Origin of the sequence: Lysinibacillus sp. BPa_S21 (assembly GCF_023337795.1) — a bacterium.
Lineage (GTDB): Bacteria > Bacillota > Bacilli > Bacillales_A > Planococcaceae > Lysinibacillus.
Genome location: NZ_JALIRS010000010.1, coordinates 171,122 through 181,594 on the forward strand (window position 1 = coordinate 171,122; position 10,473 = coordinate 181,594).

A 10,473-nucleotide genomic window follows, 5' to 3' on the forward strand; every position below is an offset into this window, starting at 1 on the left:
AAAAAAGTGTAAGTTAGTTAGTAGAGCTGAGCATGTAGAGAGGAGTACTGAAATGCCAGAAATTTTATCATTAAATAATGTGACATTTTCATATACACCAGAAGAAAAGGAAGGTCGCAATGCTGTTGAAAATGTAAGCTTTGCGGTTCAAGAAGGAGAATGGATTGCCATTGTTGGCCATAACGGTTCTGGTAAATCCACCATTGCAAAGCTTATGAATGGTTTACTGTACCCACAACAGGGCGATGTACGGATATTACGTGAACCATTAAGTGAAGAAAACCTTTGGGAAAGCCGTTCACAGATAGGAATGGTTTTTCAAAATCCAGACAATCAGTTTGTTGGAGCCACAGTGCAGGATGATGTTGCTTTTGCTCTTGAAAATAATGGAGTGCCGTTTGAAGAGATGGTAGATCGTGTACATGCAGCACTCGAACAAGTTAAAATGAACGATTTTTTAGATCATGAGCCACACCATTTATCAGGTGGACAAAAGCAGCGTGTTGCCATTGCAGGTGCACTTGCGATGAAACCTAAGCTCCTTATTTTAGATGAGGCTACTTCTATGCTAGATCCACAGGGGCGAGCTGAGGTATTACAAACCGTTCAAACTTTACGTGCTGAAACAGGGTTAACGGTATTATCTATTACGCATGATTTAGAGGAAGCCATGCTTGCAGATCGTGTTCTCTTTATGAATGATGGAAAGAAATTTGCTGAGGGTACACCTGCTGAAATTTTTGCATTTGGGGACAAGCTAGTTGAGTTTGGACTCGACTTACCATTTGCCATGAAGTTATCAAAGTTATTGCAAAAGGAAGGTGTTCCGTTAATGGGGCAACATATGACAGAAGAAGAGTTGGTGAATGATTTATGGACATCAAACTTCAACAAGTAAGCTATGCCTATTCACAGGGTACACCTTTTGAAAAACGGGCATTATTTGATGTAGATTTTGACATTCCTTCACACACGTATCAGGCAATTATTGGGCATACTGGTTCTGGTAAATCGACAATTCTTCAGCATTTTAATGCACTTCTGAAACCAACATCTGGGGAAGTACATATTGGAGATCGAGTTGTTGTAGCTGGAAAAAAGGCGAAGGATTTAAAGGCTGTACGTCAAAAGGTTGGTATTGTATTTCAATTCCCAGAGCATCAGCTGTTTGAAGAAACAGTATTAAAGGATATTATGTTTGGTCCTATGAACTTTGGTGTATCGGAACAAGAAGCAGAAGTACGAGCAAAAGAACTTATAGACCTAGTAGGTTTACCAGAGAATGTACTTGAAAAATCACCTTTTGATTTATCGGGTGGTCAAATGCGCAGGGTAGCCATTGCTGGCGTTTTAGCGATGGAACCTGAAGTAATTGTTTTAGATGAACCAACAGCAGGGCTTGATCCACGTGGTCAGAAAGAGATAATGGATATGTTTTATAAGCTACACAAGGAACGTGGTCTAACGACGATTCTTGTTACGCATAGTATGGAGGACGCGGCTCGTTATGCAGATAATATTGTTATTATGCATGAAGGGAAAAATGTACTAAGTGGCACACCACAAGAAATTTTTAAAGATGTAGAAACATTAAAGAATTTCCGCTTAGAACCACCTCGTATTGTACGCTTTCAACAAAGAATCGAAAAAATGATAAACAAATCCTTCTCAAAGATATGCCTAACCGAAGAAGAGCTAGCAACTGAAATTGCCCAGGTCCTAAGAGAGGAGCGTGGTCAGTCATGATGGAGAAAATGATATTTGGTCGGTTCCTTCCAGGGAATTCTCCAGTTCATAAGCTCGATCCACGATCCAAGCTTATATTTGTGTTTGCATTCATTATTATTGTATTTTTAGCAAACAACACAGTAACATATGCCTTGCTATTAGCTTTTACTTTACTCATTGTGCTAATCTCGAAGATTCGTCTATATTTTTTAATTAATGGTCTAAAGCCAGTCATTTTTTTAATGGCATTTACCTTCTTAATTCATATATTTATGACGAAAGAAGGGGCCGTAGTATTTGAGTGGAAGTTTATTACTATTTATGAAGAAGGAATCCGACAAGGGATCTTTATTTCGATACGTTTTCTAGTTTTAGTGTTTATGACATCTATTTTAACTCTTACAACATCACCGATTTCCATTACGGATGGCATTGAAGTACTTCTAAATCCATTAAAGGCGATAAAAGTGCCAGTACATGAACTAGCCTTGATGATGTCTATTTCATTGCGCTTTATTCCAACGTTAATGGATGAAACAGATAAAATTATGAAAGCACAAATGGCACGAGGTTCGGACTTATCTTCTGGACCAATAAAGGATCGTATTAAAGCGGTTGTGCCATTACTGGTACCTCTCTTTGTAAGTGCTTTTAAACGAGCCGAGGATTTAGCAACAGCTATGGAAGTAAGAGGCTACCGTGGAGGCGAAGGGCGTACGAGATATCGTAAGCTAAAGTGGGATATGAGTGATACGTTCTCACTTGTGTTATTAGTAGCAATGGCCGTTTTACTATTCTTCTATAGAAGTTAAAAGGAGTAAGCTTGATGCGACGATTAAAAGCAATTATAAGTTATGATGGAACGCAATTTTCTGGCTATCAAGTGCAGCCTGGAGAGCGCACAGTACAAGCAGAGATTGAGCGTGTTCTAGCCATTATGCATAAAGGGGAAAAGGTAAAGGTGACAGCTAGTGGACGTACAGATGCAAGAGTACATGCTACCGGTCAAACATTGCATTTTGATTCACCACTTGCGATTCCCGTAGATAAATATATGAAGGCATTAAATGTTCAACTGCCAAGAGATATTCGGGTAATGTCAATAGAAGAAGTAGCAGATGATTTTCATGCGCGCTACAGTGTAACAGGAAAGCGGTATAGATATAAATGGTCATGTGAGCCTGTACAGAGTCCGTTTAGTAGACATTACACTGTTGAGACTAATGGTGTGAAACCAAATGTTGAGGCAATGCAGGAGGCGGCAAAGGCTATAATTGGTACACATGATTTTTCATGTTTTTGTGCAGCCAATACAAGTGTCAAAGATAAGGTCCGCACAGTGACTACCCTACAATTCGAATGGCATGGTGAGGAGCTACATATGGTGATTGAAGGAACTGGCTTCTTATACAATATGGTTCGTATTATCGCAGGCACACTCTGGGAAGTGGGTATAGGACGTCGTGACATAGAGAACGTGGAGTTAGTCGTTCAATCTATGAATCGTGATAAGGCGGGAAAAACTGCACCTCCGCAAGGTCTATATCTTGAGAAAGTCTTCTATTAACCCGTCATCTGAGGTGACATTTGTTAAAACGTATAAAATTTATATAAGTTGATTGGAGTAGAGACTGGGCGACTCCTTGGGGATCAGCGTCACAGATGATACCCTGCAGCGAAGCGAAGCGGCTCATCGGACGCCCCCAGGAAGCTTTGCTCTGTGCGAAAGCGAAGCGACAGCAACAAAGCGACCAGTCGGAACGGAAATCAACCCACGTTATGGTGATGATCCTTTTTAACTGGCGAATGCTATAGAAATCTTGACACGAAATATCATTATATTTTTAAAAATGAAGGCTAAAAGAAGCCCTAATTTAACCAATCAAGGAATCTGAACAACTTCTCCAGGTGTTTATTGAAATTGCTTGACTTTAAAAGTCATTCATTATATGATAACAGATGGTATTTTCATTACCACCACAAATAAGCCCCGAAAACTTATAGTGTAGTTTAATGAAAAATAACGGTAATCGAATCGATTAGGAGGATATATACATGCGTACAACATTCATGGCTAAAGGTCACGAAGTAGACCGTAAATGGCTAGTAGTTGATGCAGAAGGCCAAACTCTTGGACGTTTAGCTTCTGAAGTAGCTGCTATCTTACGTGGTAAACATAAACCAACATTCACACCAAACGTTGACACAGGTGATCACGTAATCATCATCAACGCTGACAAAATCCATTTAACTGGTAACAAATTAGAGGGTAAACTTTACCGTCACCATACTCAATTTGCGGGTGGTTTAAAAACTCGTACTGCTGGTGAAATGCTAGACAAGTACCCAACAAGAATGATCGAATTAGCAGTTAAAGGAATGCTTCCTAAAAACTCTTTAGGTCGCAAAATGTTCACTAAACTTAACGTTTACACTGGAACAGAGCATCCACATGCTGCACAAAAACCAGAAGCATACGAGCTTCGCGGATAATATAAATTAAGAGGAGGATATTACTTTGGCACAAGTTCAATACATCGGCACTGGTCGCCGTAAAAGCTCTGTAGCTCGTGTACGTTTAGTACCAGGTACAGGTAAAATTGTTATCAACAAACGTGAAATCGAAGAATACGTACCATTCGCTGCATTACGTGAAGTAATTAAGCAACCATTAGTAGCTACTGAAACTACAGGAAGCTACGATATCCACGTAAACGTTAACGGTGGTGGATACACTGGTCAAGCTGGAGCAGTACGTCACGGTATCGCTCGTGCTCTACTTCAAGTAGACCCTGATTTCCGTGCTGCATTAAAATCTGCTGGATTACTTACTCGTGATTCACGCATGAAAGAACGTAAAAAACCAGGTCTACGCGGCGCTCGTCGTGCACCTCAGTTCTCAAAACGTTAATATCGTTGTTATATCAACGTTTCAAACCCTTTCTCGAATTTTCGAGAAAGGGTTTTTTTGTGGAAAATGCTGCGCTTTGGTTCTTTAAACTTACGAGCACAGTTTTGTCTGGAATATTAATAGCCATTGAGATGTGTATTTTAGATAGAAATGGCTGATACTATTTTTAGGTTGTTTATTCTGAAAATGGAGGTCAATAGATGAAAAAGCTATTAATATTATCAGTTGCAGCAATGGCACTTCTTGGTGCATGTCAAAATAAAACTGACGTGAAAAAAACCGAGGAAGTAAGAACAGGAAATACGGCAGCTCAAAGACAGGTAGAAATAACAGACGGTCAAGCGAATGCCAAAATTCTTAGTAGTACAGACTGGCAAGCCACAAAAGTTTACGATAAAAATAATAAAGATTTAACTGCAGAAAATTCAAATTTACTTGGTCTTGCGAAATATGACGCTGATTCAGGTCGCTATGAATTCTTCGATCCAAATACAGCTGGAAGCCTCGACGATAAAGGAATTTTCTTTATTACAAATGACGGAAAGCGTAGAATATTGATCTCAGAAACGAAAAATTACCAAGAAATTGTGGATATTACTAAGCTAACGAATGCAAGGTTCACTTATAAACGGATGGGGAAAGATGCAAACGGTCACGATGTAGAAGTATTCGTTGAGCATACTCCTTATAAGGAAAGACACCTAACATTTACAGCACCAGATAAAACTTTAAATCATTCTACAGGCTCTATTGTTAAGGACATAGATGGAGATAATATTTTAGCTGATACGCTGTGGCAAGGGACAGTTGTATTAGATATCAACAAAAATGATGTAACAAAATATAATACAAATTTTATTAGCATTGCAAAATATGATGCTAATACGAATAGATATGAATTTTTCAGTCCTGAAACAGGTAAAAGCCGCGGTGACTATGGTTACTTCAATGTGATCGATGGAAATAAATTAAGAGCTCATGTTTCTATTGGCGAAAATAAATATGGGGCTGTGCTCGAAATTACTGAGTTAAATAATAAGAAATTCACGTATATAAGAACTGGTAAAGATAAAGATGGTAAGGACATACCAATATTCGTTGAGCATGAACCTTATACGGGTAAGTTTAAACCAGAATTTACACTCAAATAAATGGATCAATGCCATAGGAATATCTTTTAGGGCTCTCACTTGTAATTCTCGCAGCTACTGAGAGAAGTTACAGTCTCGAACACAATTATGTCGAGGTGTAAAGTGAGAGTTTTTTTTACTTTCTGGCATAGTTTAATCACTAACTTCGTACACTAAATGTAAAAGGGTGGTGGATATGGGTGAAGCGCTGGCTTGCACTAGGAGTAATTATGCTAATGAGTATAGTGGTCGTGGCATATGAAACGAATGCTTCGAACCGAAACTTCTTCTTACCGGACCCACTTGGTGGCATAAAAATTGTCATTGATGCGGGGCACGGAGGTCAGGATGGAGGGGCTTCTAAGGGTGAAGTAATTGAAAAGGATATTACACTTGCAATTGCCCAGCATGTGGAGAAGCAATTGAAGAAAAAAGGCGCAAAAGTCGTGATGACGCGTACAAAAGATGGAGACGTTATCGATGAACATGCGTCATCAGAAAAGTTTGGAACATTGAGAGAGCGCAAAAAGCAGGATATCTTTTTAAGAAAAGACATTGTAGAAAAAGAAAAACCGGATATTTTTATTACCATTCATGCAAATGCCATTCCTGAAACAAAATGGCGTGGGGCACAGGTGTTCTATCATCAAGAAGGACATGCTGAAAGTGAATTTTTAGCAAAGAGCATTCAAGATTCCATTCGCACTAATTTGAAAAATACTGACAGGGAAGCAATGTCTATAAAACAAATATATTTACTGAAAAAAGCTGAGGTACCTGCTGCACTAGTAGAAACAGGGTTTATAAGTAATGATGAGGAACGCGCACTTTTAACTGATAAGAAATACCAAGAAAAAATGGGAGACGCCATTGTTGAAGGTATAGAAGAGTATTTATTAGCTAAAATTGAATAGAGCAACAACACAACGTAAATCAACTCATTATGATATACTAACATTGAGATAATATAAGGGGAGTGTTCGTCGTGATAACTGAACAACAAGTACGAGAAATACTGGGACAACTACAAGATCCATTTTTACATAAATCATTTGCAGAAACAGACGGTATTACAAACGTAGCGATAAAAGAAGAGAAGAATCATGTCAGTGTAAAAATTGCGATTGCTAAAACAAATACACCTGAACAATTACAGCTACAAATGAAAATTGTTGAAGTTTTGAAAGAAGCCGGTGCAAATACAGTTGGTATTCGTTTCGAAGAGCTGTCAGCAGAAAAGCTACAGAGCTTCCGTGGCGTAGCAACTGAGGCTGAGGCACAAGATATTTTATCGCCATTGAGCACAGTACAAGTTATTTCAATTGCCTCTGGAAAAGGCGGTGTAGGGAAATCTACAGTATCGGTTAACTTAGCTGTTGCATTAGCTCGCCTTGGCAAAAAAGTTGGCTTGGTTGATGCTGATATTTATGGGTTCAGTGTGCCTGATATGATGGGTGTTACTGATATGCCTAAAGTGGTAGACAATCGAATTTTCCCTGTGGATCGTTTAGGAGTAAAGATGATTTCAATGGGCTTCTTTGTTGAAAATAACGCACCGATTGTATGGCGTGGACCAATGCTAGGTAAAGTGTTAGATCAGTTCTTCCGTGATGTAGAATGGGGCGAGTTAGACTATCTACTATTGGATTTACCACCAGGTACAGGTGACGTTGCATTGGATATTCACCAAATGCTTCCTTCATCTAAAGAAATTGTCGTAACAACACCACACCCAACGGCAGCGTTCGTTGCTGCTCGTGCAGGTGCAATGGCTTTACAAACAGATCATGAAATTTTAGGTGTTATTGAAAACATGGCATGGTATGAATCGAAATCAGGTGACCGTGAATTCGTATTCGGTCAAGGTGGAGGACCTAAGTTAGCGGAAGAGCTACGTACAGAACTACTTGGACAAATTCCTCTTGGTCAACCTGACTGGTCAGAAGAAGATTTTGCACCTTCTGTTTATGCTGAAAAACACACAACAGGACAAACATATTTAGACATCGCGACGAAAATCATCAGTAAATTGAATAAATAATGAAAACGGATTTCCTCAAACAATGGAGGAAATCCGTTTTTACATTACTGAGTACCTTTTTGCTCATTACCTGTCTCACCACCGCCAGCTTCTTTTTTACCACCGCCAGCCTTACCTGTCTCGCCACCGCTCTTCTTAATAAGCTCCTGCCATTTCGTTTGCATAAGCGGACTTTCAATCGTCTCCTTGACGACTTCCTCCATTTGTTTTCTCATATTGGAGGATTTTAGAATAGTCTCTAATTGCTTTTGCATATCTGGTTGACCAAAGAAAGCCTCCATATCTTTTTGGAAAGTGGGGTCTTTTATTAATTCCTTCATAATATCCTGTTGTTGCTTTTGCATACTTTTAGCAATGGTTTCCTTAAATTTTGGATCTTCAAAAGTTTTCTTCCAAAAGTCTTCTGCTTCTTTGGAAAGCAAGGTAGCCTCAGTAGCCTTTTTCACTTCATCATGTTCCAAAACTAATAATTCACGGAAACTTGGGTCCTCTAAAAGCTTTCGCAACGCCTTTTTACCATCCTCAGTTTGTAAAGAGTCGATCATTATTTTTTTTATTTCTTCATAGGACATGGTAGAAGCTTTTTCTTGTGAACAGGCAGAAAGAAACACCATTAGAATTAGTAGTAAGAAGATTTTTCGCATCAATAATCAGTCCTTTCTATAGATAGACTCTTTCAATTATTGTTCACATTTATGATGACTTTATGTATTGGTTAGGATGAGAAATAGCTTTTTTAACAATGCATTGTTAAAATAAGTACAGATATACATAAGAAATTGGGGGACTTTTAGTTGTGACGATACGAAATTGGGCAAAGTTTTTCTTCTTTGCAATGCTCGTTGGTGGCGCAGTCAACGGAATTTGCAGTTTATTTATTCGATGGGATTTCTTCCAACCATATATAACAAACGGTCACTGGGGTGAATTTTTGGCTGGGCTTTTATGGATGGTTTTCTTAGGGTTTACAATGAGTGTTATTGCACAAGCGGGCTTTTTTGCTTATTTAACAATCCATCAAGTGGGGGTTAATATTTTTAGAACACTTACATTATGGAATTGGGTACAGCTAGTATTAATTGCTATTACTATTTTCGATATTATATTTTTCCGATTTATTCCAGGTGTAAAAGATGGTCAAAGTTGGGTATTCTATAGTGTTTTGTTAATTTCATTAATATTCAGTGCAATAGTAACGGCTATTCAAAAAGTAAAATTAACAGGAAAAAAACATGTTTTCATTTCGGCATTATTTTTTATGATTGTTGTTACTTCGCTAGAATGGACAATTGCATTAATGGGTCGCGATGAAAACATTAACGAGTATGTTGCACTATTACTATTCCCACTACTCGCTGTAAATGCTTATCAATTATTAGTATTACCAAAATATAATGCAAAATCCGAAGAAGATCGTCAAAGATTAGAAGCACGTCGCAAAGCTCGTCGTGAACAAGCTAAAAACGCATAATAATTTAACTTCTTTTAGCAAAAGAATCCCACCTCTATAGTGTGAGATGAATGCGGATTTAAGTTACTTTTCAGCGGGTGTTCAAACATCCGCTAAAAGAAGTTAAAGCCTCCGGCGGATGTCACGGAATCGGAAAGGAGTACTTTGTGCAAGCACAAAGCCGTTTCCGGACGCAATTATGCCGAGGCATAATTGATAAAAAGAAGTTGCCTCTGTAACACGTTGGAGGCAACTTCTTTTTTACGGTGATTTTTTAGTTTGAACTTTATAGCCGAATATATTTTCCTCAATCGACATAAATTTATTTTGTTGTAGAAATGTACTCATCTCTTTAATCGAGATTTTGTTATTTTGGTGTAAAGTCATAAACACAAAATCTCCCTTTTGTAATTTAGGTGTCTTCTCACCTTTCCAGATTAGAGAGGGAGAAAGTATATTTATCTGCTGTTGAAATAAGTTGTTTTGTAAATCCTGCGAATACTGGTGATTTCGTGTTGCAAACCAAAGTGGTATTTCTTGAAAATGCTTTTCGTAAATTTTTATATCTTTTTGAACGACGGCAAGATCAATTGGTTTATCCACTGAATCCTCAGACCCTAATAGTCCTGTAGGTAGTTTTCGCTCTTGAATTACTTTCAGGTGATCAGGTGAACGTTCAATCCATGCTGCATCTAGCAATAGAAGCGGATAAGGTTCTTTTACAGTTTTAAGCCAGTCCAACAAGGCTTCATCAGAGAAAGAAATTTCGACAATAAGTGATGTACCATAGTGTCCTTTTGTCACAACTGCTGGAGCATCGGCAATGTTAAATACAGAAATCATAGTAGAATTTATAGGTTTTATAAAGACAAACAGTATTACGATGAAAATCAGTGAAATCAACGTTTTGCGAACCATTATAACAACCTCGTTTCTATGTTTTTAAACGAAAAAATAAAGTCCTTAAAAAAACTTATGATTTAGTGTTGACTTTCATGAACAATCGATGTTATTATGTATAAGTCGCCAAGAGGTGACACAGTAAATTAAAAAAATGAACCTTGAAAACTGAACAAGCAAAACGTAATCAATAAAGTTTTTAGTAGCTAACCTTGAGTTGGTGAACAAAACAAAATTTTGGACATCAAACATGATGCCAGCAAAACAATTTGAGCTAATCAAATTTCTTTTTATGGAGAGTTTGATCCTGGCT

At 38.1% G+C, this 10,473-nt stretch carries 12 protein-coding genes; 10 read left to right on the forward strand and 2 right to left on the reverse strand.

Annotated elements, in window-relative coordinates:
• Positions 1 to 52 precede the first annotated feature (52 nt).
• From MOK21_RS18490 to MOK21_RS18530, 9 genes are all read left to right on the forward strand, one after another.
• The gene (locus MOK21_RS18490; RefSeq protein ID WP_249075426.1) at positions 53 to 898 is read left to right on the forward strand and encodes an energy-coupling factor ABC transporter ATP-binding protein; all 846 of its coding nucleotides are present in this window, start codon (positions 53 to 55) and stop codon (positions 896 to 898) included.
• The gene (locus MOK21_RS18495) at positions 874 to 1,746 is read left to right on the forward strand and encodes an energy-coupling factor ABC transporter ATP-binding protein (protein WP_249075427.1); all 873 of its coding nucleotides are present in this window, start codon (positions 874 to 876) and stop codon (positions 1,744 to 1,746) included. The genes MOK21_RS18490 and MOK21_RS18495 overlap by 25 nt, the downstream gene beginning before the upstream one ends.
• A complete protein-coding gene (locus tag MOK21_RS18500; protein WP_249075428.1) occupies positions 1,743 to 2,540 on the forward strand; it encodes an energy-coupling factor transporter transmembrane component T family protein in 798 nt (265 codons plus the stop codon). The genes MOK21_RS18495 and MOK21_RS18500 overlap by 4 nt, the downstream gene beginning before the upstream one ends.
• Before the next feature lie 14 nt (positions 2,541 to 2,554).
• Positions 2,555 to 3,295, forward strand: coding sequence for a tRNA pseudouridine(38-40) synthase TruA (gene truA, locus MOK21_RS18505; protein WP_249075429.1), 741 nt, complete (start codon positions 2,555 to 2,557; stop codon positions 3,293 to 3,295).
• Between the two features lie 488 nt (positions 3,296 to 3,783).
• Positions 3,784 to 4,221 (forward strand): 50S ribosomal protein L13, encoded by a 438-nt coding sequence (gene rplM / locus MOK21_RS18510; RefSeq protein WP_004233742.1) that lies wholly within the window; start codon positions 3,784 to 3,786, stop codon positions 4,219 to 4,221.
• Between the two features lie 25 nt (positions 4,222 to 4,246).
• A complete protein-coding gene (gene rpsI, locus MOK21_RS18515; protein ID WP_004233744.1) occupies positions 4,247 to 4,639 on the forward strand; it encodes a 30S ribosomal protein S9 in 393 nt (130 codons plus the stop codon).
• 200 nt (positions 4,640 to 4,839) lie between these two features.
• Positions 4,840 to 5,790 (forward strand): DUF4822 domain-containing protein, encoded by a 951-nt coding sequence (locus tag MOK21_RS18520; protein WP_249075430.1) that lies wholly within the window; start codon positions 4,840 to 4,842, stop codon positions 5,788 to 5,790.
• Positions 5,791 to 5,969: 179 nt separating this feature from the next.
• The gene (locus MOK21_RS18525; RefSeq protein ID WP_249075431.1) at positions 5,970 to 6,683 is read left to right on the forward strand and encodes an N-acetylmuramoyl-L-alanine amidase; all 714 of its coding nucleotides are present in this window, start codon (positions 5,970 to 5,972) and stop codon (positions 6,681 to 6,683) included.
• A gap of 71 nt (positions 6,684 to 6,754) precedes the next feature.
• A complete protein-coding gene (locus MOK21_RS18530) occupies positions 6,755 to 7,810 on the forward strand; it encodes a P-loop NTPase (RefSeq protein WP_249075432.1) in 1,056 nt (351 codons plus the stop codon).
• A gap of 44 nt (positions 7,811 to 7,854) precedes the next feature.
• Here MOK21_RS18530 and gerD read toward each other — a convergent pair whose 3' ends face one another.
• Positions 7,855 to 8,454: a spore germination lipoprotein GerD gene (gerD, locus tag MOK21_RS18535; RefSeq protein ID WP_249075433.1), complete on the reverse strand. Its 600-nt coding sequence runs from the start codon at positions 8,452 to 8,454 to the stop codon at positions 7,855 to 7,857.
• A gap of 152 nt (positions 8,455 to 8,606) precedes the next feature.
• On the opposite strand from gerD, the gene MOK21_RS18540 reads away from it, so the two are divergent.
• Entirely contained in the window at positions 8,607 to 9,281 is a 675-nt protein-coding gene (locus MOK21_RS18540) for a KinB-signaling pathway activation protein (RefSeq protein ID WP_249075434.1), read from the forward strand.
• 240 nt (positions 9,282 to 9,521) lie between these two features.
• On the opposite strand, the gene MOK21_RS18545 is transcribed toward MOK21_RS18540, so the two are convergent.
• Complete coding sequence (locus MOK21_RS18545) at positions 9,522 to 10,178, reverse strand: hypothetical protein (RefSeq protein WP_249075435.1); 657 nt, start codon at positions 10,176 to 10,178, stop codon at positions 9,522 to 9,524.
• Positions 10,179 to 10,473 lie beyond the last annotated feature (295 nt).

Coding starts and splice junctions, on each gene's coding strand:
- MOK21_RS18520 (WP_249075430.1), top strand. CDS start 4,840: ATGAAAAAGCTATTAATATTATCAGTTGCAGCAATGGCACTTCTTGGT.
- MOK21_RS18495 (WP_249075427.1), top strand. CDS start 874: ATGGACATCAAACTTCAACAAGTAAGCTATGCCTATTCACAGGGTACA.
- gerD (WP_249075433.1), bottom strand. CDS start 8,454: ATGCGAAAAATCTTCTTACTACTAATTCTAATGGTGTTTCTTTCTGCC.
- truA (WP_249075429.1), top strand. CDS start 2,555: ATGCGACGATTAAAAGCAATTATAAGTTATGATGGAACGCAATTTTCT.
- rplM (WP_004233742.1), top strand. CDS start 3,784: ATGCGTACAACATTCATGGCTAAAGGTCACGAAGTAGACCGTAAATGG.
- MOK21_RS18545 (WP_249075435.1), bottom strand. CDS start 10,178: ATGGTTCGCAAAACGTTGATTTCACTGATTTTCATCGTAATACTGTTT.
- MOK21_RS18490 (WP_249075426.1), top strand. CDS start 53: ATGCCAGAAATTTTATCATTAAATAATGTGACATTTTCATATACACCA.
- MOK21_RS18500 (WP_249075428.1), top strand. CDS start 1,743: ATGATGGAGAAAATGATATTTGGTCGGTTCCTTCCAGGGAATTCTCCA.